25 protein-coding genes, 1 tRNA gene and 3 rRNA genes are annotated in these 25,234 nt (G+C 41.3%); 3 read left to right on the forward strand and 26 right to left on the reverse strand.

What is annotated here, in order from left to right; genetic code table 11:
• Positions 1-40: 40 nt before the first annotated feature.
• From FGL72_RS06225 to FGL72_RS06235, 3 genes are all read right to left on the reverse strand, one after another.
• Positions 41-811 (reverse strand): SDR family oxidoreductase, encoded by a 771-nt coding sequence (locus tag FGL72_RS06225; protein ID WP_146992856.1) that lies wholly within the window; start codon positions 809-811, stop codon positions 41-43.
• Positions 812-888: 77 nt separating this feature from the next.
• Positions 889-1,242 carry a hypothetical protein gene (locus FGL72_RS06230; protein WP_085698755.1) on the reverse strand — a complete coding sequence of 118 codons (354 nt, stop codon included), beginning with the start codon at positions 1,240-1,242 and terminating at the stop codon, positions 889-891.
• Positions 1,226-1,621: a TetR/AcrR family transcriptional regulator gene (locus FGL72_RS06235; RefSeq protein ID WP_085698753.1), complete on the reverse strand. Its 396-nt coding sequence runs from the start codon at positions 1,619-1,621 to the stop codon at positions 1,226-1,228. The genes FGL72_RS06230 and FGL72_RS06235 overlap by 17 nt, the downstream gene beginning before the upstream one ends.
• Positions 1,622-1,759: 138 nt before the next feature.
• Here FGL72_RS06235 and FGL72_RS06240 point away from each other — a divergent pair, with 138 nt between their 5' ends.
• The gene (locus FGL72_RS06240) at positions 1,760-2,326 is read left to right on the forward strand and encodes a redoxin domain-containing protein (RefSeq protein WP_085698751.1); all 567 of its coding nucleotides are present in this window, start codon (positions 1,760-1,762) and stop codon (positions 2,324-2,326) included.
• Between the two features lie 13 nt (positions 2,327-2,339).
• Positions 2,340-4,022 (forward strand): FAD-dependent oxidoreductase, encoded by a 1,683-nt coding sequence (locus FGL72_RS06245; protein WP_146992859.1) that lies wholly within the window; start codon positions 2,340-2,342, stop codon positions 4,020-4,022.
• Positions 4,023-4,042: 20 nt separating this feature from the next.
• Here the strand turns inward: FGL72_RS06245 and FGL72_RS06250 are convergent, their stop codons facing one another.
• From FGL72_RS06250 to gmk, 18 genes are all read right to left on the reverse strand, one after another.
• Positions 4,043-4,846: an alpha/beta fold hydrolase gene (locus FGL72_RS06250; RefSeq protein WP_004905769.1), complete on the reverse strand. Its 804-nt coding sequence runs from the start codon at positions 4,844-4,846 to the stop codon at positions 4,043-4,045.
• 28 nt (positions 4,847-4,874) lie between these two features.
• The gene (lpdA, locus tag FGL72_RS06255) at positions 4,875-6,284 is read right to left on the reverse strand and encodes a dihydrolipoyl dehydrogenase (RefSeq protein WP_004905771.1); all 1,410 of its coding nucleotides are present in this window, start codon (positions 6,282-6,284) and stop codon (positions 4,875-4,877) included.
• Between the two features lie 2 nt (positions 6,285-6,286).
• Positions 6,287-7,609: a dihydrolipoamide acetyltransferase family protein gene (locus FGL72_RS06260; RefSeq protein ID WP_085698748.1), complete on the reverse strand. Its 1,323-nt coding sequence runs from the start codon at positions 7,607-7,609 to the stop codon at positions 6,287-6,289.
• Positions 7,602-8,582 carry an alpha-ketoacid dehydrogenase subunit beta gene (locus tag FGL72_RS06265; protein ID WP_004909115.1) on the reverse strand — a complete coding sequence of 327 codons (981 nt, stop codon included), beginning with the start codon at positions 8,580-8,582 and terminating at the stop codon, positions 7,602-7,604. Before FGL72_RS06265 ends, FGL72_RS06260 begins: the two co-directional genes overlap by 8 nt.
• A 1-nt stretch (position 8,583) precedes the next feature.
• On the reverse strand, positions 8,584-9,720 hold the full coding sequence (locus tag FGL72_RS06270) for a thiamine pyrophosphate-dependent dehydrogenase E1 component subunit alpha (protein ID WP_004903237.1): 1,137 nt from the start codon (positions 9,718-9,720) through the stop codon (positions 8,584-8,586).
• On the reverse strand, positions 9,713-10,723 hold the full coding sequence (locus tag FGL72_RS06275; RefSeq protein WP_004905777.1) for a lipoate--protein ligase: 1,011 nt from the start codon (positions 10,721-10,723) through the stop codon (positions 9,713-9,715). The genes FGL72_RS06270 and FGL72_RS06275 overlap by 8 nt, the downstream gene beginning before the upstream one ends.
• 151 nt (positions 10,724-10,874) lie before the next feature.
• Positions 10,875-11,276: a rhodanese-like domain-containing protein gene (locus tag FGL72_RS06280; RefSeq protein ID WP_004903241.1), complete on the reverse strand. Its 402-nt coding sequence runs from the start codon at positions 11,274-11,276 to the stop codon at positions 10,875-10,877.
• 61 nt (positions 11,277-11,337) lie between these two features.
• Positions 11,338-12,021 carry an adaptor protein MecA gene (locus tag FGL72_RS06285; RefSeq protein ID WP_004903243.1) on the reverse strand — a complete coding sequence of 228 codons (684 nt, stop codon included), beginning with the start codon at positions 12,019-12,021 and terminating at the stop codon, positions 11,338-11,340.
• A gap of 70 nt (positions 12,022-12,091) precedes the next feature.
• On the reverse strand, positions 12,092-12,526 hold the full coding sequence (spx, locus tag FGL72_RS06290; RefSeq protein WP_004903245.1) for a transcriptional regulator Spx: 435 nt from the start codon (positions 12,524-12,526) through the stop codon (positions 12,092-12,094).
• A 140-nt stretch (positions 12,527-12,666) separates the two neighbouring features.
• Positions 12,667-12,783: ribosomal RNA gene (gene rrf / locus FGL72_RS06295) — 5S ribosomal RNA — on the reverse strand.
• Positions 12,784-12,874: 91 nt separating this feature from the next.
• Positions 12,875-15,786 (reverse strand): 23S ribosomal RNA (locus FGL72_RS06300).
• 192 nt (positions 15,787-15,978) lie between these two features.
• A tRNA-Ala gene (locus FGL72_RS06305) sits at positions 15,979-16,051 on the reverse strand.
• A 114-nt stretch (positions 16,052-16,165) separates the two neighbouring features.
• Positions 16,166-17,715 (reverse strand): 16S ribosomal RNA (locus FGL72_RS06310).
• Together the 16S, 23S and 5S rRNA genes with 1 tRNA gene alongside form the textbook arrangement of a ribosomal RNA operon.
• Positions 17,716-18,146: 431 nt before the next feature.
• Positions 18,147-18,515, reverse strand: coding sequence for a hypothetical protein (locus FGL72_RS06315; protein WP_004899984.1), 369 nt, complete (start codon positions 18,513-18,515; stop codon positions 18,147-18,149).
• Between the two features lie 12 nt (positions 18,516-18,527).
• Positions 18,528-18,908, reverse strand: coding sequence for a CvfD/Ygs/GSP13 family RNA-binding post-transcriptional regulator (locus tag FGL72_RS06320; RefSeq protein ID WP_004899987.1), 381 nt, complete (start codon positions 18,906-18,908; stop codon positions 18,528-18,530).
• A 40-nt stretch (positions 18,909-18,948) separates the two neighbouring features.
• A complete protein-coding gene (locus FGL72_RS06325; protein ID WP_004899989.1) occupies positions 18,949-19,458 on the reverse strand; it encodes a peptidylprolyl isomerase in 510 nt (169 codons plus the stop codon).
• 43 nt (positions 19,459-19,501) lie between these two features.
• On the reverse strand, positions 19,502-19,714 hold the full coding sequence (gene rpoZ, locus FGL72_RS06330; protein WP_004899992.1) for a DNA-directed RNA polymerase subunit omega: 213 nt from the start codon (positions 19,712-19,714) through the stop codon (positions 19,502-19,504).
• An 11-nt stretch (positions 19,715-19,725) separates the two neighbouring features.
• The gene (gmk, locus tag FGL72_RS06335) at positions 19,726-20,322 is read right to left on the reverse strand and encodes a guanylate kinase (RefSeq protein WP_012305066.1); all 597 of its coding nucleotides are present in this window, start codon (positions 20,320-20,322) and stop codon (positions 19,726-19,728) included.
• A 257-nt stretch (positions 20,323-20,579) separates the two neighbouring features.
• Between gmk and FGL72_RS06340 the strand changes: the two genes are divergently transcribed.
• Entirely contained in the window at positions 20,580-20,921 is a 342-nt protein-coding gene (locus FGL72_RS06340) for a hypothetical protein (protein ID WP_004899998.1), read from the forward strand.
• A gap of 23 nt (positions 20,922-20,944) precedes the next feature.
• Here the strand turns inward: FGL72_RS06340 and FGL72_RS06345 are convergent, their stop codons facing one another.
• The 5 genes from FGL72_RS06345 to rny form a co-directional block, all read right to left on the reverse strand.
• Positions 20,945-22,021 (reverse strand): hypothetical protein, encoded by a 1,077-nt coding sequence (locus FGL72_RS06345; protein ID WP_040189914.1) that lies wholly within the window; start codon positions 22,019-22,021, stop codon positions 20,945-20,947.
• 29 nt (positions 22,022-22,050) lie between these two features.
• Positions 22,051-22,401: a hypothetical protein gene (locus tag FGL72_RS06350; RefSeq protein ID WP_004900002.1), complete on the reverse strand. Its 351-nt coding sequence runs from the start codon at positions 22,399-22,401 to the stop codon at positions 22,051-22,053.
• A 155-nt stretch (positions 22,402-22,556) separates the two neighbouring features.
• Positions 22,557-23,138 (reverse strand): hypothetical protein, encoded by a 582-nt coding sequence (locus FGL72_RS06355; protein ID WP_085699707.1) that lies wholly within the window; start codon positions 23,136-23,138, stop codon positions 22,557-22,559.
• Positions 23,138-23,539 carry a DUF948 domain-containing protein gene (locus FGL72_RS06360; protein ID WP_004900007.1) on the reverse strand — a complete coding sequence of 134 codons (402 nt, stop codon included), beginning with the start codon at positions 23,537-23,539 and terminating at the stop codon, positions 23,138-23,140. The genes FGL72_RS06355 and FGL72_RS06360 overlap by 1 nt, the downstream gene beginning before the upstream one ends.
• Before the next feature lie 129 nt (positions 23,540-23,668).
• Complete coding sequence (gene rny / locus FGL72_RS06365) at positions 23,669-25,225, reverse strand: ribonuclease Y (protein WP_004900009.1); 1,557 nt, start codon at positions 25,223-25,225, stop codon at positions 23,669-23,671.
• Between the last annotated feature and the right edge of the window lie 9 nt (positions 25,226-25,234).

The following is a 25,234-nucleotide window of genomic DNA, read 5'->3' on the forward strand; positions in this document are numbered from 1 at the left end:
GTCACTAAAAAAGAGACCCTCAACAGGTGGTCTCTTTTTTTTAACGTAATAAGTAGCCGCCATCAACAGGAATCGTTGCGCCAATGACATAATTAGAAGCTGAACTAGCGAGATAGACTATCGTCCCCATTAGTTCCGACGGTTGTGCCCAGTGTTCAGCTGGAATATGATTAAGAATCTCTGTATTGCGTGTTTCATCTGCCTGCAAAGCTTTCGTCATATCTGTGTCGATATAACCTGGTGCTAACGCATTGACCTGTATGCCATAAGGCGCCAGCGCGTCTGCATAAGCTTTGGTTAAACCAACGACAGCATGTTTGCTAGCTGCATAGGGATAAATATATTTTCCAGCTCGAAACGATTGCATGGAGCCAATGTTGATAATTTTCCCAGATTTTTGTGTAATCATCACTTTAGAGGCTTCATGTGACAAATAATACAGTGCATTAAGATTAATATCAATCACTTTTTGCCAATCTTCATCCCGATAACTCACGATATCGTTGCGAATTTGAACACCTGCATTATTAATCAAAATGTCTAACGATTCAAAATGCTTTTTAAATTCAGTAATGACATTAATAGCGGCTTGTTCAGCAGTTAAATCTTGTGTCATAAACACAACTTGTCGCCCATGTTGTGCTGCAAACTGCCGGAGTTCCTGCCAACCTTTTTCGGAACGGCTAACCACAAAAACATCGGTGCCAGCACCAATCAAAGCCTGCGCATAGTATTGACCAAGTCCTGATGCCCCACCTGTGACAATCGCAGCTCGACCTGTTAAATCAAATAATTCAGGAATCGTTGTCATTTCAAGCCTCCATGATGTTTACTGATTATTATTTATTTTCTCTATTTTATGCCTACCACCAAAAATTGTCAAAAATATCATGATAACGCATGATTATTAATCAAAGTAACTAACTCACGTGGCTTATCGACGCCTAGTACCAAACGCGTATATTTTTCATCTTTAAGTTGAATAACAACCGGTAAGCTCGTGTGTTTAATGTTAAAAAAGGTCATTTCATCATTTTTTCGAAACGTACCTGCCCAGTAACCGGGTATGGCTGTTCCCGGCATTCTGAATCCCTTACTCTCATTGATTATGCCAGTATCGATTGAAGCACCAACAACGTGCGTCAATGGTATCGCAATACGCTCTTTAAGTGCTGCAATTTTAGTTAATCCGACTGGTTCAATCACTAATTGCCCATTTTGTATATTAACTACGTTTTCCATTGTCGTTATCCCCCGATAAAATATGACTATGCTTCAACACCTGTTGTCCTAATTGCGTTGCTATATTAGGACTATTCTGTTTGGCGTACCACTGACTGACGATTTCATTCACAGCTTGGCTATTTGACGTTAATTCTAGCATTGCCACAAGCAATAAACGCCATGTGACATCATCTAATGGTTGCTTCTTCAAATTTGCTTTTAAACACGCCATAAACATGCCCTGTTTACTACCAAATTCACTATAAAGGCTGCCACGTAATAATCCTGTCGCTGTGACTAAATCATCTAAAGATGTTCCTTCAAAACCACGCTGCACAAACAATGTACTCATTTGTGCAACGACAATATGTTGATCAAAACTTTTTTTTCTACCCATGCCCTTAGTATAGTTTTATTTGACTGATTGGTCAAGTAAAATAATAATTAATTTAATATCCCCTTGATTTTTTTATTAATAGCGTTGTATACTGAAGTTAGTTTAGAATGATTATAATTTAAAAGGAGGAAAATCATTATGACTAACTTTATTGACCAAGAAATCGCAGACTTTTCTGTCAACGCCTATCACGACGGTGATGTCACACAAGTTACTAAGCAAGATACTCTAGGAAAATGGGGCGTGTATTTCTTTTATCCCGCTGACTTTTCATTTGTTTGCCCGACAGAGCTAGGTGACTTAGCTGACCATTATACTGATTTCCAAAAGGCTAATGCTGAAATTTATTCGGTTTCGGAAGATAGCGAATTTGTTCATAAAGCCTGGGCCGAAGCAACAGATACCATCGCTAAAGTAAAATATCCAATGCTTGCTGATCCCGCTGGCAAATTAGCACGTTTCTTCAATGTCTTAGATGAAGACGCCGGTTTAGCATTCCGAGCTGTCTTTATCGTGAATCCTGAAGGGAAAATTCAGTCTTATACAATCAATAATATGGGTATTGGTCGTAATGCCGAAGAAATTCTCCGTACACTAGAAGCCGCACAATTTGTGGCTGAACACGGCGATCGTGTTTGCCCAGCAAATTGGCATCCAGGCGAAGACACCATTGCTCCTAGCTTAGATCTAGTTGGTAAAATTTAAGAGGCTTAAATTCATGACAAAACCCCACATTTATGACACTTTGATTATTGGTGGTGGTCCAGCCGGGCTTTCTGCTGGTATTTATGCTGGCCGTGCCACGATGGACACATTGATTATCGAAGGCAACCAAATCGGTGGACAAGTTACAACCACATCAAGTGTCGCCAATTATCCGGCGGTAAATACCATTGAAGGTACTCAATTGGTGAATAACATGAAGCAACAAGCTGATGCGTTTGGTGTTAACTTTGTATCCGATACCATTACATCAGTTGACTTTAGTCAACCAGCAGTTAAAACCGTTTCAGGCAAGCAAAATACTTATCAAGCTCGCAGCGTTATTATCGCAACCGGCGCCCAACCTCATCAAGTTGGTTTTACAGGTGAAAAAGAATTTCGTGGCCGTGGTGTTGCCTATTGTTCAACTTGTGATGGCGAATTATTTAGCGGTTTGGAAGTTTTTGTCATCGGTGGTGGTTACGCCGCAGCTGAAGAAGCTGAATATTTAACACGTTTTGCTAGACATGTGACTGTTGTAATGCGCTCCGATGATTTTACTTGTCCGCCACTAACAGCCGATCGCGCGCGACTTAATGACAATATTACGGTTTGGCCAAACACTGAAGTGCAATCTGTTTCGGGTAAAGATTATTTAACTGAAGCTGTCTTTATTAATAATCAAACACATGAAAAGAAAGTCTATCATGTTGCTCAAGGTGACAACACTTTTGGCATGTTTATTTATGTTGGGACCGACCCGCAAACTGATTTATTCACAGAAAAGTTAACACTGGACGATGATAAATACATTATCGCTGACAACAAATGTCAAACTAATATTTCCGGTGTCTTTGCTGCTGGCGATGTGATTGCTAAGCCACTACGTCAGATTGTCACTGCGGCGGCTGATGGTGCAAATGCTGCAACAAGTGCCGAAGTTTATGTCACAAATCTTAAGAAAGCATTGCATATTCCTATTCAACGCACACAGATTACAAAAAAACACCAGCAACCTGACAATATGCGACAACAATCGCAGCTGGGAGATGAACCACATACTGCAACCCAACATCAAGGACAATGGTTCGATCAAAATTTAATCAAGCAACTCCAACCTATTTTTGACCAACTATCCAAAACAGTCATTCTGTCTCAAATCACAGATAATAGTGATAAAAGTCATGAATTATCGTCATTTTTAACCGAATTAGCTGCATTAAGTCAACATTTAACGTTGCGTATCACCGAAGCAAAAGCCGCCGACATGCCATTATTACCACATTTTACGTTGCTCAATGAAAATAATGCGGCAACAGGTATTGCATTTAGTGGTATTCCCACTGGTCATGAATTAAACTCGTTAGTACTTGCGCTATACAACGTTGCTGGCCCAGGACAAAAACTTGATACGCAGCTTCAATCACGTATCAAGGCTTTACCAGCAACTGATATTAAAGTTGGTGTGTCGCTAACCTGTCATTTTTGTCCAGATGTTGTTGCTGCCTGTCAGCACATCGCAGCTCTTAATCCACATGTCTCAGCTGAAATGATTGACTTACAGCTTTTCCCTGACATTAGAAATTCGCATCACATTATGAGTGTGCCAGCGATGATGATTGATGATCAACCAGATATTATTTTTGGCAGTCAAACGATGTCAGATATCGTGACAGCAATTGAAAATGTAAATGCATAAATAAAAAAACGCCACACAACTCAGGTGGCGTTTTTTATTGAGATTATTTTCTGTATAAAATTGCTAACAATTTGATTAAAGGTGTCTGGTGCTTCAATATGTGGTATATGACCGGCATCTTTGATAATAACATATTCGCCTTTAGTAGCTAATTGGCTTGTCACCACTGCATGTTGGGCTGGCCACAGAGGCGATTTATCACCCGCAATAAAGAGATGCGGGACTTTTTCACGCGCAACGACATCACGCCAATCTTGCAATAGGCTATTAAATAATAATGGTGCATTATATTGAAAATCAAATGGCTTATAATGCAGACTAATTTGACGTTTCATTTGTTCTGATAGCTTAATATTGGTTAATTTCGTACCAGGAAGCTTGCTCATTGCTTCAGTAACATGCTCAAAATCGGCTTGAAATAAACCAAATTGCCAGTCTTTTTGCTTAACCATGACCGGGACTTGATCTTCTGTAATGATGCCCAAAACGTTATCATCTCCATATAATGACAAGTAGGCCCAAATCGAGCTAGCCCCCATTGAATGCCCTAATAATATAGGCTTTTTTAGCTTAAGGCTTGCAATTAATTCAGCTAAATCTTGCCCATGACGTGATAATCGCATCCCATAGTCAACATTGTCACTATCACCATGATTACGTCTATCATAGGTAATCACTTGTAACCCGTTTGCAACAAGCTGATCAATCTGTCCAGACCACGTCGCCTGATTACCTGAATAACCGGCAACTAATATGATTGGTTGTCCAAAACCATAGATATGATAGTCTAACATCACATGATCATTTGTTGTCAGTTTTGCCATGTTACTCCTTTTAAGTTCAGAAAATCTGTTAAATATGAATTGGTAAACCATCCGCTAATTCAGCTGTATCCATGATGGCTTCGCCTAATGTTGGATGTGGATGAATTGTGAGTGAAATATCATTGGTGGTCAAACCATTTTCAATCGCCAGTGATAACTCTGATATCAAATCAGAAGCACTGGGACCAACGATTTGCGCACCTAACAAGCCATGTGTTGCTGTATCACTAATTAGTCGAATAAATCCGGTTGTCTCATCCATCGAGATAGCACGCCCATTAGCGGCAAATGGGAATTTAGCAATCTTAACATCTAGTTGCTTTGCCTTAGCAGACTCTGGCGTTTCGCCAGTTGTCGCCAACTCAAACTGTGTATACGCCACGGCAGGCAGAGAATAGTGCAAGTCATGTGCTTGAGCTTCACCAGCGATCGCAGCAGCAGCTATTTTACCCTGAAAGCTCGCCTTATGTGCTAGCTGAGGGCCAATTGTTACATCCCCGATTGCATAGATATGTGACACATTTGTTTGCATGGTATCCGCAATTTCAATTAAACCTCGGTCACTTAGCTTGATATCCGTATTATTTAAACCTAATCCATCTGTATTAGCCCGACGACCAACAGCAACTAGCAAATAATCGCCAGTTATCGTATGTTCTTCCCCATCTACTTCATAAGTCAAACTAACATCTTGGTCAGTTTGTTGTGCTGATTTTGCCATGGCAGATGTCACGATATGACCACCATGTTGTTCAAAATCGGCTAATACTGGTTTCGTCATTTCCGCATCAAAACCATTGAGCGTATGATCTAATCCTTCAACAATTGTGACTTCGGTACCTAAGTTAGCGTAAGCACCACCAAGTTCTGACCCAATGACCCCGCCACCGACAATAATTAATTTTTTGGGAATATTTTCCAAACTCAAAGCCCCAGTTGAATCAATAATTCGGCCACCAAAAGGCATACTAGGGATTTCAATTGGTCGCGAACCTGTTGCTATAATGGCGTTGTTAAATTGTAGCAATTCATGGCCGTCCTCTTGCACCACATTCAATGTTTCATTATCGTTAAATGTCGCTTCACCTTTAATGATTTCAACGTGATGCTTCTTTAATAACATACTGACACCACTCGTTAAAGTATTGACAACTTTATTTTGTTTCCAATCTTGTACTTTTTGCCAATCTAATGTAGCACCATCGATATGCAAACCAAATGGTGTTTCTGCCAATGCATTACGATAATGATGTCCAACATTAATCAATGCCTTTGATGGAATACACCCAATATTTAGGCAGACGCCACCAATATTTTCACGTTCGATAATCGTGACATGCTGTCCCAATTCCGCTGCACGAATCGCTGCGACATAACCACCAGGTCCTGAACCGATTATTACTGTATCAATTTCACGTGCTTGTGCACCAACAACCATTATTAAACCTCCATTAGCATATAAGCCGGATCAGACAATAATTGCTTCAAATAATTCAAGGCACTTTGTCCTAACATGCCATCAATTAATCGATGATCATATGTCAAAGACAACTTCATATTTTGTCCAACAACAACTTCGCCATCATCGTTGATGATCGGTTCCTTCACAATTGAGCCCAATCCCAAAATCATGACTTCTTTACCGTTAATAATTGGTGTAAACCATTCACCACGAGCAGAACCGATATTAGAAATCGTCATTGTGCCACCCTGCATTTGTTGCGGCTTAATACTACCATCACGAACAGCCTCGGCTAATGCTGCTATTTCTCGTGCGATTACCAAAATTGACTTGCGATCTGCATGTGCAATGACTGGTACGAATAGGCCAGATGGGGCATTGACCGCTATGCCCATATTGACATCATCATGATAGACGATTTCTTGTGTGGCCATATCCAAACTAGCATTTAATTCAGGGAATTTCTTGGCCGTTGCTGCCAGCGCTTTAACGACATAAGCAAGGTAGGTCAAGCGAATGCCATCTTCAGATGCCTGTAGTTTGAATTGACGACGATGTGCCACTAATTTGCTAACTTCAACTTGGTCAAAATTAGTTACCGCTGGGATATCCGTATGTTGCGTGCTCATTGCTTTCGCAATTGCCTTTCGGATTGGCGTCATCGGCTGACGGCCTTCTCGCAAAGGCTCAGGGATATCAATGGCGTTGTGTTTTGCTGGCTCTTGTTTAGGCTGTGGCGCAACTGGATTAACAGCAGGTTGAATAGTTGCTGTATCTGCTCCCGCTGCTGCTTCATTAGGATTAAACTTTTCAACATCCGCCAACGTCACATGACCATGACGACCAGTCGCAGGTACTTGCGTGAGATCAATCCCCTTTTCAAAGGCTAGATGACGTACTGATGGCATAGCTAGGACATGCCCATTAGCTGTTTGAACCGTTGATGATTCAACGTCAACTGAGGTCACTGTAGGTGTATCTGCTACTGTCTGTTGACTCTCAGTAGCAGAATCTGTGTTTGTTGTTGTTGCATCGGCTTGTGGTGAGGCAGACGCACCACTACCATCCCCATCAAATTCAATTAAATTATCGCCTACAGATACCGTTGTGCCAGCATCCACAAATATTTTAGTGACCTTTCCGCCGTAGGGTGATAAAATTTCTTGAATTAATTTATCATTCTGAACTTCGGCAACAGGGTCGTCCATTGCAACCTCGTCACCCACTTTAACCAACCATGAGGTAATATCTCCCTCAGCCATGCCTTCACCAATATCTGGCATTTTGAAAATCTCAGTCATAATTAACAACCTCCATTACTTTAGCAACCACATCATCAGCTTTAATCATCCAGTCATTTTCAGCTTGACCAAACGGATAAACTGAATCCGGTGCTGCCACGCGCCCAATTGGTGCCTTTAAATTAAGAATAAAGCGTTCCGAAATTTCGCTCATGACGTTAGCCCCAATCCCTGCCATACGTTGCGCTTCTTGTACAACAACAACACGTCCGGTTTTTGCGACTGTGGCGCCAATACTTTCGATATCTAATGGGGAAACTGTCCGCAAGTCCAAAACCTCAGCAGAGATATTTGACTTCGCCAATGTTTCGGCTGCTTTAAGCGCAACAGGGACACCACCGCCATAAGAAATAATTGATACATCACTACCTTCTCGTGCAACAGATGCCTTATCTAGGGGTGTTGTATAATAACCTTCTGGCACTTCCCCCTTCAATGAACGATATAAATGCAAATTTTCTAAAAAGACAACAGGATCATTGGATTCTATGGCGCTTAATAATAGGCCTTTTGCATCAGCTGGATTAGCTGGCATGACAACACGAATACCGGGAATTTGCGACACCATGCCTTCCAAATTATCCGCATGCATTTCCGGTGTTTTCGTGCCACCACCATAAGGCGCACGTACCACAATTGGCATTTGACGTGTCCCATTAAAGCGGAATCTATTCCTTGCCATTTGTCCAGCAATTGAATCCATGACTTCGAAAACAAAACCAAAGAACTGGATCTCCATGACTGGTCGATAATTTTGTGTAGTCAAACCGATTGCTAAACCACCAATACCAGATTCCGCCAGAGGCGTATTAAATACACGATCTTCGCCATACTTTGCTTGCAGTCCATCTGTTGCACGGAAGACACCACCGTTTTTACCAACGTCCTCACCAAAAATCAACACATCATTATCTTTTTCAAGCGCTAAATCCATCGCTTCTCGTACTGCATCGATATAACTTTTAGTAGCCATGTTACTTTCCCTCGCTTTCGAAACGCTTAATCTGTTCTGACATCGCATAACTTGGGACTTCAAGCGTATTTTTGACGAAATCAGAGATTTTTTGCTTTGGTACATTATCAGCAATCTTAATCTGTTCATCGATCAGAGTATTCACTTCAGCAATATAAGCATCTTCTTTTTCCTGATCCCAGATACCTTTAGTTGTAATATATTTTCTCATGCGTATTAATGGCTCTTTTTGCCACCAAGCATCGATATCATCTTGCGTACGATAGCGTAATGGATCATCACCGGCAGTTGAATGTGGTTCCAAACGATCTGTGATTGCTTCAATCAGAACTGGTCCTTTGCCACTCGTAGCCCAAGTACGAGCCTCTTTTGCAGCTAGATACATCGCAATAGGATCGTTGCCATCAACAACCAAACTTGGTATTCCAGCAGCCCAACCTTTTGCAGCTAGATGCTTCGCAGCTGTTTGTAACCGTCGTGGTGTTGAAATCGCATAACCATTATTCTGCACGAAGAACACAGCATTGGCTTGATAAGCACCAGCAAAATTAATGCCTTCATAGAAATCACCTTGCGATGTACCACCATCACCAGTGTAGGCGTACACAACAGCATCTTTTTGTCTCTTCTTTAAACCAAGTGCAATACCGGCAGCTTCAACGTATTGTGCACCAATGATAATTTGTGGCATCCAAGAATTTACTGGCTTATCATCAGCCGTAGTGAAGACATTTCCTAGTACGTGTCCTCGCGACCATAGAATAGCTTTCCAAATTGGCCAACCCTTAACAATAATTTGTGGAATATCACGATATCCTGGCATTAGCCAATCGTCATCGTTAAATGCATATGAGGAAGCCATTTGTGATGCCTCTTGTCCAGCTGTTGGCGCAAAAAAGCCAAATCTACCTTGCTTAGCTAATTTAGTTGAGCGAATATCCAATTGGCGGCTTAATAGCATACGCTTCATGATATTAATTAAATCATCATCATCTAACTCAGCACGCTTTACTGCAGTTTCATCAACAATGGCCCCATCAGCAGCCAGCACACTTAACATTGGAAATGTATCGTCTTGTGCCGCAATCTGATTATCAAAATCCAATGCTTTCTTATTTGTGTCTACAATATCAACCATGAACCTTTACCTCATCTTTCTGAAAAAAAGTTGTCAATAACTCGTCTTGTGTAATGCTACCAAAATATTGGCCATCCGCATTTCGCGCAAGTACCTCGCGAATAGCATCGCGTGTAAAGGGAATACCTATAAACTGTGCTTTAATTTCACGCCAATCTCTAACGCCCAAAAAATCACCCGTGAAGTTAATATCCGTTATTTTACCAGCCACAGCATCAATATGAACATCAATGCTCCCACCAGTATATTTTGCATGATTATTATACATAAATTCTGGGCTCTTACCATAATTCCAATCCCATGTTGCAAATTGGTTATCACGTAATGCTAGTATGGCTGATTTTTGTTCCTGACTTAATTTGTATTCTTGATCTTTTCCCTGATTGGATAAGTAGTATGTCAATTGTGAAATAAATTGATCAATGGTTAAGTCAGTTGGCGCGTAATCTTTAATATTACCTACACGCGCACGTACCGATTTAGCAGCTTTAGAAATAAATTTCTCATCAGCAACATTCAATGCACGAACCATGGCGTCAACATCTGTATCCCATAGCAGTGTCCCATGATGCATCAAGTAGCCACCTGCATATCTTTGCGCATTGCCCGATACTTTTTTACCTGCAATTTCCAAGTCATTTCTACCAGACAAACTGACACGAATACCTAACGACTCTAATGCATCAGCCATCGGTTTGACAAACTGATGAAAATCGACCTTAGCACTGCTCGCCACTGGCACAAAAAAAGTAAAACAAATATTTCCTAAATCATGATAAACAGCCCCGCCACCAGATACACGACGCACAACTTGAATATCATGTGCTTTGACATAATCTTCATTCACTTCGGAAAAAGTATTTTGATTTTCACCAACAATGATTGCGCGTTTATTTTGCCATAAAGCAAAAATTGGTTCGTTAAGCTTTAAATTTCTTAAAAGCCATGCATCCATCGCAATATTTGTATAAGCGTCTTGATTAAAATAATTAATATACCGCATTGCTTTACCTTCCTATTGTAAGCGCTTCCATACTACACCTTTAATTATACGCTTGTTTACTGAAAATTGAATACCCTTTTCATGATTCGTTTATTGATCTAGCAAAAGAGCTGATAATGTTATCGTCATAACATTATCAGCCCTATAAAAATTATTTTGTTTTTTTACCATTATATTGCGCAAAACCGCCACGCAAAAGAAAGATGTTATGCCTATCATAACCCTGCTTCTTCAATGACTTACTAGCACGAATAACATCACGTAGCCGCTCACCATATAAGAAAATATCGCGATCTTTACGTAAACCAGACTTGCCCTGTGTGAAATTCATCGCTGGCATATTACGGGCACCCATGATATGTGAGCGCTTATAAGACGCAGACTCTCGAACATCAACAATCTGGCCAGATTCTTCAGATATTTTATCAGCAAATTCTGCTGACTTTAACAATACACCAGTTGATTTTGCAGTCATAATAACCCACAACCAAGTTCCCAATGTCATTAATAACCATAAAACGATTAACATTAGAATCGTCACTACTAAATTCATGTTCTACCTCTTCCAACTTACATCAATTGTTTTATTATATCAAAAATTAACACGGTTAGCTTTAAAAAATACGATTAATTTCTTCCAGTGCATTGTCTTGAAATACTATTTCAGCGTGTTCTCGCAATACATCCATATCCTGATTACTTTCTTCAGCGAATTCAATCACTTGCGCTTTGTGGTCTGCCAGCATATCACTCGTCAAATCATCATTGCGGAATCTTAACGTTAAATAAAAGATTTTGTCGTAACGATATAAGTCTGATTCAACGGTAACACCACGCAGTAGCTGAGATATTGTAATTATTGTTTCAAAATTGGGCAACTTCAGAGTTAAAATATTACTTACTGGTTCTGTTTGCTTATCTGCGATCATTGGATGAGCCTCACCATCATCAGATTGTTGCAACTGAGAGCGTCGCTCTTCAGAAACATCATCAACACTATCTTGCTTGTTTTTAGCATAAGACATTAAATTATTTATCACATCGCCAACCTGCTCATCTTCATTTAAACGAGAAATAAATAATTCAAGACCATTTTTGTTTGGTAGTATTTGGAAAGTCACCTGATCATCGTCACTAAAATCATGATCAACATCTACTTCAGATAAAATACTATAAAAAAACGATTCTATCTTATCATGATTACCCAATAATTCCATGATTGAAATACCACGTTCTTTTAAATCGTTGTTTTCAATCATGACACGAATGGTATTATCATTAATGCGTTCCATCTCCATTATGGTCACCACCTTTCATCACTATTTTAGTCATACACAAAGTCAAAAGTAAAGAAAAAAGACTGACTGTTCAGCCTTCTTCAACTATTAAATCTTTGGCCTTTTCATTAAAATCAGCCTTAAAAGTCGCTCGAATCAATTCTCTTTGGCGTACTTCGCGTGGCAAGAAGCGACGAATGTCATCATCATTATAACCAACTTGCATACGTCGCTCATCAATAATGATTGGCCGCTTTAATAACGAAGGATGCGTCACAATCAAATCAATTAATGTATTGATAGAAATATTATCTAAATCAAGGTTAAGTTGAGAAAATATTTTGGAACGCTTAGAGATAAGTTCTTCTGTTCCGTCTTCTGTCAGACGAAGCATTGCCTTGATTTCTGCAACACTTAAAGGCGTTTTATTTAAATTACGTTCAACATAGGGAATATCATGATTTTCTAACCACTGTTTTGCTTTACGGCATGAGGTACAACTTGGTGACGCGTATAATGTAACCATAGCATGCTGCCCTCCTTACTTCGAAGTAATTAAAATATATAATTGTAAACAAATTACCATACTCAATTATAACAAATACGAATAAAAAAGTATATAAACGCATAAAAAAAGCACTCTTCTCAGAGCACTCCCTATGTACGGCACCGCATCTTCCTATCCTCGCAGCCAGCGATCCGGCAACTACTTTCGGCGTGATAGAGCTTAACTTCTGTGTTCGGAATGGGAACAGGTGTGTCCTCTATGCTATCAATACGACACCTTTGAGTTATTCACTCAAAACTAAATAGTATCAAATTCTTTCTCTTCATTAAACCACTCATATTACGTTTTGAACTTCCGTTCTTGACTTTGGTTAAGTCCTCGACCGATTAGTACTAGTCCGCTACATGCCTCACAGCACTTCCACTTCTAGCCTATCTACCTCATCATCTCTAAGGGGTCTTACTTCATTAAGAATGGGAAATCTCATCTCGAGGCGAGTTTCACACTTAGATGCTTTCAGCGTTTATCTCATCCAAACATAGCTACCCAGCAATGCTCCTGGCGGAACAACTGGTACACCAGCGGTTTGTTCACCCCGGTCCTCTCGTACTAAGGGCAACTCCTCTCAAATTTCCTGCGCCCGCGACGGATAGGGACCGAACTGTCTCACGACGTTCTGAACCCAGCTCGCGTACCGCTTTAATGGGCGAACAGCCCAACCCTTGGGACCGACTACAGCCCCAGGATGCGATGAGCCGACATCGAGGTGCCAAACCTCCCCGTCGATGTGGACTCTTGGGGGAGATGAGCCTGTTATCCCCAGGGTAGCTTTTATCCGTTGAGCGATGGCCCTTCCATGCGGAACCACCGGATCACTAAGTCCTACTTTCGTACCTGCTCGAGTTGTAGCTCTCGCAGTCAAGCTTGCTTATGCCTTTACACGCTACGAATGATTTCCAACCATTCTGAGCAAACCTTTGAGCGCCTCCGTTACCTTTTAGGAGGCGACCGCCCCAGTCAAACTGCCCGCCAGACACTGTCCACGATCGCGATAAGCGACCAGTGTTAGAATGTTCATACAACGAGGGTAGTATCCCACCGTGCGACTCCGTCTAGACTGGCGTCCAAACTTCTACGTCTCCTACCTATGCTGTACAAGCAGCACAAACATTCAATATCAAGCTACAGTAAAGCTCCATGGGGTCTTTCCGTCCTGTCGCGGGTAACCCGCATCTTCACGGGTATTTAAATTTCACCGAGTCCCTCGTTGAGACAGTGCCCAGATCGTTACGCCTTTCGTGCGGGTCGGAACTTACCCGACAAGGAATTTCGCTACCTTAGGACCGTTATAGTTACGGCCGCCGTTTACTGGGGCTTCAATTCATACCTTCGCCGAAGCTAAGCACTCCTTTTAACCTTCCAGCACCGGGCAGGCGTCAGCCCCTATACTTCATCTTACGATTTTGCAGAAACCTGTGTTTTTGATAAACAGTCGCCTGGGCCTATTCACTGCGGCTCATGTTGCCATGAGCACCCCTTCTCCCGAAGTTACGGGGTCATTTTGCCGAGTTCCTTAACGAGGGTTCTCTCGCTCACCTTAGTGTTCTCCACTCGACTACCTGTGTCGGTTTGCGGTACGGGCAGTGTAATACTTCCTAGAAGCTTTTCTCGGCAGTGTGACATCTCAGACTTCTCTACTTTATTTCGATCCGCATCACAGCTTGTCCTTATAGTAGAAAGCATTTCACTCTCTACAAAACTTACTGCTTGCACGCACATATCCATCAGTGCGCATCTGGTAGCCTCCTGCGTCCCTCCATCGGTCAAACGCATTACTACTGGTACAGGAATCTCAACCTGTTATCCATCGACTACGCTTCTCAGCCTCGCCTTAGGTCCCGACTAACCCTGGGTGGACGAGCCTTCCCCAGGAAACCTTAGTCATTCGGTGGACAGGATTCTCACCTGTCTTTCGCTACTCATACCGGCATTCTCACTTGTAAGCGCTCCAGCAGTCCTCACGGTCTACCTTCGTCGCCCTTACAACGCTCTCCTATCGCGCACTTACGTGCACCCGCAGTTTCGGTAATATGTTTAGCCCCGGTACATTTTCCGCGCAATGGCACTCGACTAGTGAGCTATTACGCACTCTTTAAATGGTGGCTGCTTCTAAGCCAACATCCTAGTTGTCTATGCACTATCACATCGTTTTCCACTTAACATATATTTAGGGACCTTAACTGGCGATCTGGGCTGTTCCCCTTTCGACGGTGGATCTTATCACTCATCGTCTGACTCCCATTCATACATATCTGGCATTCGGAGTTTATCAAACTTTGGTAACCCGAGATGGGCCCCTAGGCTTAACAGTGCTCTACCTCCAGTATGCTTATAATGAGGCTAGCCCTAAAGCTATTTCGGAGAGAACCAGCTATCTCCAAGTTCGTTTGGAATTTCACCGCTACCCACAGTTCATCCGAGCATTTTTTAACATGCACCGGTTCGGACCTCCAGTAAGTTTTACCTCACCTTCATCCTGACCATGGGTAGGTCACCTGGTTTCGGGTCTACAGCATCGTACTATTCGCGCTATTCACACTCGCTTTCGCTGCGGCTCCGGTCTTTCCACCTTAACCTCGCACGATACCGTAACTCGCCGGTTCATTCTACAAAAGGCACGCCATCACCCATTAACGGGCTCTGACTTCTTGTAGGCGTCGTGGTTTCAGGAACTATTTCACTCCCCTTCCGGGGTGCTTTTCACCTTTCCCTCACGGTACTGGTTCACTATCGGTCACTAGGGAGTATTTAGCCTTACGGGATGGTCCCCGCAGATTCCGACCGGATTTCACGTGTCCGGCCGTACTCAGGATCCTGAAAAGAGTGTGCTCTATTTCGCTTACGGGGCTATCACCCTGTTTCGCCAAGCTTCCCAACTTGTTCTGCTATAAAACACTTTTGTAACTCTTATTTATCAGTCCTACAACCCCAACATGCAAGCACGTTGGTTTGGGCTCTTCCCCGTTCGCTCGCCGCTACTTAGGGAATCGATTTTTCTTTCTGCTCCTGCTGCTAATGAGATGTTTCAGTTCACAGCGTATTCCGTCGTCTATCCTATGTATTCAGATAGCGACAACTCTTTTCGAGTTGGGTTTCCCCATTCGGAAATCTCTGGGTCATAGCGTACTTACCGCTCACCAAAGCTTATCGTAGTTAGTCACGTCCTTCATCGGCTCCTAGTGCCAAGGCATCCACCACGCGCCCTTATTAACTTAACCTATACAACTTGCGTTGCGGTTTCGTTTTATGAGTTGGTCATTTTTCAGACCTGCGATTAAACCGTTCTTTTTAAAGAACTTCTTTTTGTGTTGTTTCTCGGTTCAATTTAGAATAATGTTTCCATTACTTTTAAAAGAATTTGTTACTATTCAGTTTTCAATGTACAACCAAGACAATCTTTCGATTGCCTATGGAGAATAGCGGGATCGAACCGCTGACCCCCTGCTTGCAAAGCAGGTGCTCTCCCAGCTGAGCTAATTCCCCATAGGATCATCTTTTGAACATGATACCTATTACAGTACCACACTCAAAACTAAACAAAACTTTGAACATTTGAACTTGCAATCTAATGCACTGTCACTTTCCGATTATCCTTAGAAAGGAGGTGATCCAGCCGCAGGTTCTCCTACGGCTACCTTGTTACGACTTCACCCCAGTCATCTGTCCTGCCTTAGACGGCTCCCTCCCGAAGGTTAGGCCACCGGCTTTGGGCATTACAAACTCCCATGGTGTGACGGGCGGTGTGTACAAGACCCGGGAACGTATTCACCGCGGCGTGCTGATCCGCGATTACTAGCGATTCCGACTTCGTGCAGTCGAGTTGCAGACTGCAGTCCGAACTGAGACGTACTTTAAGAGATTAGCTCACCTTCGCAGGTTGGCAACTCGTTGTATACGCCATTGTAGCACGTGTGTAGCCCAGGTCATAAGGGGCATGATGATCTGACGTCGTCCCCGCCTTCCTCCGGTTTGTCACCGGCAGTCTCGCTAGAGTGCCCAACTGAATGCTGGCAACTAACAATAAGGGTTGCGCTCGTTGCGGGACTTAACCCAACATCTCACGACACGAGCTGACGACGACCATGCACCACCTGTCACTTTGTCTCCGAAGAGAACACTTCTATCTCTAAAAGCTTCAAAGGATGTCAAGACCTGGTAAGGTTCTTCGCGTTGCTTCGAATTAAACCACATGCTCCACCGCTTGTGCGGGTCCCCGTCAATTCCTTTGAGTTTCAACCTTGCGGTCGTACTCCCCAGGCGGAATACTTAATGCGTTAGCTTCGGCACTAAGAGGCGGAAACCTCCTAACACCTAGTATTCATCGTTTACGGTGTGGACTACCAGGGTATCTAATCCTGTTTGCTACCCACACTTTCGAGCCTCAACGTCAGTTGTTGTCCAGTAAGCCGCCTTCGCCACTGGTGTTCTTCCATATATCTACGCATTCCACCGCTACACATGGAGTTCCACTTACCTCTACAACACTCAAGTTAACCAGTTTCCAATGCCATTCCGGAGTTGAGCTCCGGGCTTTCACATCAGACTTAATCAACCGTCTGCGCTCGCTTTACGCCCAATAAATCCGGATAACGCTCGGGACATACGTATTACCGCGGCTGCTGGCACGTATTTAGCCGTCCCTTTCTGGTATGGTACCGTCAAACTAAAATCATTCCCTATTTTAGCATTTCTTCCCATACAACAGTGCTTTACGACCCGAAAGCCTTCATCACACACGCGGCGTTGCTCCATCAGGCTTGCGCCCATTGTGGAAGATTCCCTACTGCAGCCTCCCGTAGGAGTTTGGGCCGTGTCTCAGTCCCAATGTGGCCGATCAGTCTCTCAACTCGGCTATGCATCATTGTCTTGGTAAGCCTTTACCCCACCAACTAACTAATGCACCGCGGATCCATCTCTAGGTGACGCCGTAGCGCCTTTTAACTTTATATCATGCGATACTAAGTTTTATTCGGTATTAGCATCTGTTTCCAAATGTTATCCCCAGCCTTGAGGCAGGTTATCCACGTGTTACTCACCCGTTCGCCACTCGCTTGAAAGGTGCAAGCACCTCTCGCTGCGCGTTCGACTTGCATGTATTAGGCACGCCGCCAGCGTTCATCCTGAGCCAGGATCAAACTCTCAATTTAAATGAATTTAAATTCATTGTTTGAAGATGTACTCTTCGATTAAACTGACTAATTGCTATATCTCTATAACGACTATCCGTTTATTGTTTGTTACGAATTGACTTCGCAAATTTGTTTTTGTTATTACTGCTAATAACTAGTCACAGATTCGTTTGTTCAAAGTTTTGTTCAGTTTTCAATGTGCTACTTGTTGTCGCTGAGACAACTATATTATCTTATCAGCTTTCGCTGCCGTTGTCAACACTTTATTTCGTCGCTTACTTTCGCTCGCATCGCTTTCGCTTTTTGACAACTTTATTACTATACTTTATTCTTCTCGCTTTGTCAACTACTTGCTCGCAATAATTAATAAAATATTTGTTGTTATCCTCTGTTACCAGACAACTATTAATACTATACACCGTTTTTTAAAATTGTCAAGCCTTTTACAATTATTCTTCAAAACTAACAAAAGATGTTGTTTGTAGTGTTTCTAATAGTGTGTGTAGCTTATTAGCTGGTACAAACTTAAGCTGATAATTCAAGGCTTTTTCTACCGCATCCATATTAGGCACTTCGAAAGAATACAATGACATTAATGTGCCGTTATCTTCTACACTTGTTAGCTCGCCCAATCGCCATTGATCAAAATCCACCGATCCCAACGTTTGAAATTCTCGCAATACGGCCCCTAGTGAGGTGTCGTGGTTATGCCTATGCATCTTTGCAGTGAAAAAATGGTACCCATTGGTATCTTCTTTAACTAAAAAATAAGGTAAATCATTTTTAACTGATATAGCTGTTGCTGCAATAAGTGACATTCTTTCTCTCCTTCACTGACCAATACGCGTTAAAGCTTCTTTGATCCACGCTTCGCGGTGTTTTTCAATGGCAGAAAAACCATAGTTCAAATGATTATTTGTCCAAAAATGCTTACGAAGATTAACATTCTTTGGTAAAACTTGTGATGCGTGCATGTCCTCTTGACGCAAAGACAGGCTTATTTTTTTATTATATTGTTCAATATCCAGCACTGTCACGACAACTGGCTTGCCGATACGTAGCTCATGTTTTAAATCGTGTACTATGCCTGATTTACATTCAGAAATATGAATCAATCCCTGTGTGTGATCATCTAATAGTACAAAGGCGCCATATGGTTGTATCCCAGTTACACGACCACATAGCTTTTGCCCAATATGGTAAGTTGTCATAATTAAAACCTCATTTTTATTATAACAAAAAAGCAGACCCTTAGTCTGCAATTTCTATCGTATTGATGGTAACATTCTCTTTTGGCTTATCGTACATGTCAACAGCAACGCCTGCAATTTTATCGACAACTGCCATATCAGAAATCACTTGTCCAAAAACAGTATGCTTACCATTTAGCCATGGCGTTTCTTCAGTTTGAACAATAAAGAACTGTGAACCATTGGTGTTTGGGCCGGCATTCGCCATTGAGAGCGCCCCGCGTACATTGCGCAACTTGTCCGAAAACTCGTCTTCAAAACTACCGCCCCAGATACTTTCACCACCCATACCTGTACCATTAGGGTCACCACCTTGCACCATGAAATCTTTGATCACACGATGAAAAATACCGTTGTCATAGTAACCGTTTTTAGCGTGCGTTACAAAATTTTCTACAGTTTTAGGTGCAAGATCAGCAAATAGCTTAACTTGAATATCACCTAACGTTGTTTTAAACGTTGCAACTGGACCGGCATAATTTTGTGCATCTTGTTGTGGGTATTCTGTCATATCAAGTGTTCCTCTATATTATTTAATGTGTCTTAACGCGATGTTAAACTTGGTCTTCTAAATCGGGATCAATAATAACATCCCCATTTTCAATTTCTTCTAAAGCTTTACCAACTGATTTATTTGATTCGAACTTTTCTTGCGTGGCTGGTAAACCCGCGTCGAGTTCCCTGGCACGCTTAGCACCAAGGGCAATTAATTTGTAACGAGAATCAACTTTTTCAAGTAGTTTGTCAACTGAGGGGTAAAGTAACATAATAAATCTCCTTATAACGTTTTTTCAAAAACGCGCGCGACCCGAAGGCGCTCTGCTGTAATAATTGCTTTAATACGTTCTACCGCATGAATAACCTGATCGTTTTCCACCGCATAATCGTAATTTATCATTTGCTTAAGTTCTTCACGTGCTGCAGTGACACGCTTTTCAATCACTTCTTGCGAGTCTGTTCCACGTCCAACCAAACGCTCACGTAAGTTTGTTAAATCAGGTGGTGTCAAGAAGATATAAATGCCTTCTGGCATCTTTGATTTAACTTGTAATGCACCTTGAACATCAATCTCAAGAAAAACATCACGACCACTAGCCAATGTCTCATCAATAAAACTCTTAGGTGTACCGTAATAATTGCTGACATACTGTGCATACTCTAGCATGTCACCATTTGCAATTTTCTCTTCAAATTCGTCATGTGAAACAAAGAAATAGTCTTCACCATCTATTTCGCCAACGCGTGGCTGTCGCGTTGTTGCTGAAATAGAATACTGAAAATCAATCCCGTCTTCGTTAAAAATAGCCTTGCGCACTGTCCCTTTTCCAACGCCGGAAGGTCCAGATAACACAATTAGTAAACCACGCTGCGTCATCATTTTTCCTCTTTAATGTACTAATGGGAATATTATACAGGTTTTAAGCGCTAGACACAACGGTTAGCTAGTTCTTATAATAAACTGAATATATGTTCCCCTAAGTTCAAACAGCCAATTAAAGCATTTAATTGGCTGTTTGAATGATATTTTAAAAAAATAAGAGATTTAAAAAAGATTAAATCTGATTAATTTATTTGCTTTTTTGAACATTTGTTCGTATGATAGACATATCAAGACATGCAAGGAGTGGATTAATGCAGAACTATCTTATACAAAATCCAATTGAATCTTTCTTTCATCACACCATAACTGCTATAAAGAAACGTTTTTCTCCTAAAAAGCGTGTCCCCTTGAAAGAACAGTTAACTGCTGAGGAATTAATTACACGTTTAGAATATGCTTTAAATAGTGAGGAAGCTGTTACTATACAGATTAACGATTCCTTATTATCTGAGGAGGTGTCTGATTTATTTGGTTACGTCTACCAAGATAATCATGGCCATGTCCTACTACAATCACCCTCTACACATCAGTTCCATAAAATATTGCCAGGAACCATTCGTCATATCACGCATCAAAAAAGATACAGCTGTTAGTTATCAGCTGTATCTTTTTTGATTTAAGCACGCGTCGCTGTGTCATCTATCGACATGTCTGCTAACAGATAATTTAAGGCACTAACATCAATGTAGCGATCAACGTAATCTAAATTATCTATCTTATCTTTCAATCCTGTGATGGCCTGCTTGCTGCTTAAGAAGGTCAAATACGACTTAAGCTCCCCGCCAATACCATCCAAGTCTTGCCATTCTGGTCGCCAATAATCTAATAAATGATGAACAGTGAACGCCTTGAGTGCCTCAGCTGACCAAGAATCATGCGTCAAACCATATTCTTTTGCCATCCCCTCATGGAACGCATATAGCATCGCAGTGACATTATCACTAACAACGTCTTTAACTGATGCTAATTTGAACTGCCCCAATTTAATTTTTGCATATGCAAGCTCGGTTTCAAGCACTGAATCTGTTATTGAAATAGTCGATTCTTCAACCTCCGCGTTTTTTAATGACCGCAAAACCGGTGATAATCCCTTAAACGTTTCATGGATAACAGCTAAATTAAAGTCATCATCAGCTTCATTTTCTGATAAGAACTTAAACTGTAATGTATCGATGGCCTGAGAAGTTTTCATCATCTCTGCAACATCCTTACCTTGCCACTTAAAGAAATTAATCGCCATAACGGTTCTCATAATCATTCGCCAAAAGTTGATATCAAACTTTGGTGCCTGTGCCACAAAACGAGGATTAACACTCGATTCTTTTACGATAAACTTTTGCATATCATATAATACTGGGACAAGCATGACAAAGTATCGCCAATCTTTATCATCACTATTCACTAGTGTCGCTTGCATAACTTCACTTAAATTAACAGTTGCGCGCTCATTACTTGTAAACGCTGAAAAATTCTGATTTACCATCATCGCAATCACATCGTCTAAAAAGAATGAGGCAACCTCAAATGTCTCCCGACTATACTTGTCATGGTGTGTCAGATAGTAACGTGCTCTTAAAAACCCAGCAAATTCATCATAATTAAAAGGTGGTAATTTCTCTTCATGTTGCTTTTTATGCTGCTTTTGGTTAATATGCTTTATCTTTTTTATTTGCGCTGACTTTCCTTGTTTCATCTTTATTCGTCTACCCTTCTCAATGCATATTAGACACTAAGGTCTAAACTATATTTGCCATTACCAAATTCACGTAAACGAAACTGAAATACCTGCTCGCCACGAGATAATTCTGGTGTTTTAATTGTAGCTTGTCGGCTACCCTCAAGTTCGGCAATTTCAACAGCACCATTAATTGCTGACATAACTGGTGCGAATTCCTTTGCATCTGCCGATACATAAAACAACTCCGCATGCCCGTAAGTAGCAGATTTGCGAATTAAATTAACGGATACTTTATAACGGTTGGCATCAAAAACAATATGATTGAAATTGTAATCGTGTACGTAGTGGAATAGGGATGATAAAAATGCTGTTGCCTCAAATTTGTCTTTTGCCATTAAATCTTATTGCGTGATAGTTAACACGCTTCCTTCTCATTTGTCTTTTGTTAATTTCTATTGTACCTGTAAAAATAACAGGTTACCAGAAATTATTATGAAAGATGTTTTATCATAAATCAAAAAAAACTTGATTCTGTAATCAAGTCCGTATATTACTTATCTTTTTTTAACTTTTCTTGCACATCGTCTTTAATTTCAGTAGCCTTTTCAGTGGCTACTTGTGCTGTTTCGTCGACTTTCTTAGCAGTTTTTTCAACAGCATCATCAACGTGGGATTCAGCTTCTTGAGACAAATCACGTAACGCCTCTTCTAAGGTTAAGTCATCTTGTGTCAATTCAATATCTTCATTGCCAAACTTATCACGCAAATCGTGTAATGAATCCTGTGCTTTATCAACATAAGTAGCGGCTAAATCTTTTGCTTTATCAACATAAGGTGCTGCTTGATCAGCTAAATTTTTAACTTGTTCCGCTGCTTGGTCAATTTGTTCACCATATTTATCTTGCCCCTTAGCCTTAAGCTCTGAAGCACGATCTTTGGCCATTTCAGTCACATCACCGGCAAAATCAGCTGCAACATAGGCTGCATCATAGGCCTTGTTACGTAATTTGTCACCGGTTTCACTAGCCTTTTCTTTTAATTCATCTTGCTTATCTTTAGGTAAGGCTTTAAATGCTGCTATTGCAGCAGCCCCAGCTAATATACCTGCTAAAAATACTTTTGCTTTTGACATCACTTTTTCTCCTTTTTAGCTGCTTTTTTGTTTTTATATCGTTCCATGGCTGTTTTAGCCATTGCCGAAGCCACACCGCTGGCGCCAAAACTAGTAGCTGCCTTTGCTGTTGAAAATTTACTTGTGACATTCTGAACTGTCGCGTTCAACTGTGACACTGTTACGGATAAGTCGGCCACAGCCTGGACAGTTGGATCTAATGTTTTAACTTTACCATTAACATCATTTAACAATGTATTGGCATTACCAAGAATTTCATTACTCGACCTAGCTATAGTGTCAACATCGACTGTGATAATACTCAAAGATCTTGTTAACCTGAGTAAAAAAACGCCAATAAACAATACCAGTAAAAGAAATGCTATGGCAAAAATAATAAGCGCAAGCTGTCCTAGTTCCATAAATCCCTCCATATGTTAATGTTTGTTCTTGTTAATTGTTGATTTGATGATAACTATATAAAATTTCTCTCGTATAGTACTTCTAGTATAACAAAAAAAGTTACTCAATGAAATGAGTAACTTTTTCTCTTAGTGTGCGTAATCTGTTGCACGTGTTTCACGTACGACTGTTATCTTGACATGTCCCGGATATTCAAGTTTTTCCTCAACATCTGTTTTTATGTCATGCGCTAACACTGTCGCTTGCAAATCATTTAATTTAGTTGGTTCAACAATGACGCGTACTTCACGCCCAGCTTGTATAGCAAAAGCCGTTTCAACACCATCATAGTGATTAGCGATTGCTTCCAAATCTTTTAGACGTTGAACATAATTTTCTAATGATTCGCTACGTGCCCCAGGTCTAGCAGCACTAATTGCATCTGCAGCTGCTACAAGCTCCGAGATAGGAGAAATTGTCTCAACATCACCATGATGTGAAGCAATTGCATTAATAACAACTGGTTTTTCGTTAAACTTTTCGGCTAGGCGAACACCTAGTTCCACATGGGAACCTTCAACTTCGGCGTCCACAGCTTTACCGATATCATGTATTAAACCAGCGCGCTTCGCAAGCGCGACATCCATTTTAAGCTCTGCTGCCATCATTCCCGCAAGTTTTGCGACCTCTATCGAATGTTGCAACACATTTTGACCGTAAGACGTACGATAGTTCATACGACCAATCATTTTAATCAAATCAGGGTGAAGACCACGTAAACCAAGTTCAAATACCGCTTCTTCACCTTTTTCACGTATTGTTTCGTCAATTTGCCGCTTTGCTTTTTCAACCATCTCTTCGATGCGTGATGGATTGATACGGCCATCAGCTACAAGAGCATCTAACGCCATCTTAGCAATCTGACGTCTAATTGGATCAAACCCACTCAATACGACTGATTCAGGGGTATCGTCAATAATTAGATCAATACCCGTTAATGATTCTAATGTCCGAATATTACGACCTTCACGGCCAATAATACGGCCTTTCATGTCATCGCTTGGCAAATGGACAACTGAAACAGTGACATCAGCCACTGCATCTGCAGACGACCTTTGAATTGCTTGCACGATAACATTACGTGCACGTTTTTCGGCCTCACTGGTTGCGTCTTCTTCATATTCTTTAATCAGAGCGGCGCGTTGTCTCACCAAACGTTGTTTCGTTTTGCTTAAAATTTGTTCTTTCGCATCTTCAGGCGTTAGTTGCGCAATTTCCTCTAACTTTTCTTTCTGAGATGTGACCAGGTTATCAGCAAGTTTCTGCTTATTATTCGCATCATCTAATCGCTGTTGTACCTGGTTTTCTTTTTGAATCAATTGTGCATCACGTTGATTCAAGGCCGCATCTTTTTTGTCGAGGTTTGAGATACGGTCTTCAAGCCGTTGTTCTTGTTGTTGCAGCTGCTTTTGACGATCTTTGAAATCATTATCAACTTGATGTCGATAATCTTGCGCCATTTCTTTTGCATCAGTCTTAGCTGCACGTGTTAAACTTTTAGCTTCATTATTCGCTTGTTCAAGAATGTTATCTGCAATTTGTTTCGTTGAAGTGATTTTCTTTTTGTCAGATGACAAATGTAGATAATACCCTACACCAATACCAATTACAATTGCGAAGAGCGCCGAAATGATTGTCACTGCCATGAGTTTCTT

It is taken from the genome of Leuconostoc citreum (assembly GCF_007954785.1).
GTDB lineage: Bacteria > Bacillota > Bacilli > Lactobacillales > Lactobacillaceae > Leuconostoc > Leuconostoc citreum.